This window comes from Paenilisteria rustica, assembly GCF_013820765.1.
Lineage (GTDB): Bacteria > Bacillota > Bacilli > Lactobacillales > Listeriaceae > Listeria_A > Listeria_A rustica.
This window is the reverse complement of sequence record NZ_JABJVM010000057.1, coordinates 1-267: the sequence shown is the minus strand read 5'-3', so window position 1 is coordinate 267 and position 267 is coordinate 1. Positions and strand designations below refer to the sequence as shown.

The window sequence follows — 267 nt, the reverse complement described above, 5'->3', positions numbered from 1 at the left end:
GAACCTTTCAACGCTGGGAAACAGAAATTATTAACGCTTTTATTTACCCACATTTATCTAATGGCTTCGTAGAAGGCATTAACAATCGAACCAAAGTTTTAAAACGTGGCGCTTATGGCTTTCAATGCTTCGAAAGATTCCGAGCCAAAATACTAGCCCAACACTTTATCAAAGATTTTGACATCTCTGTAGGTTAAGAAAAGGCACGAGCTATTGACTCCCTAGCTCGCACCTTGATATTTCACCCCAACAATTGACATAGAGCCA

At 39.7% G+C, this 267-nt stretch carries 1 protein-coding gene; it reads left to right on the top strand.

The features are described from left to right. A partial coding sequence (locus HPK16_RS16665) for a transposase (protein ID WP_181677362.1) occupies positions 1-197 on the top strand: 197 nt, incomplete at its 5' end. Between the last annotated feature and the right edge of the window lie 70 nt (positions 198-267).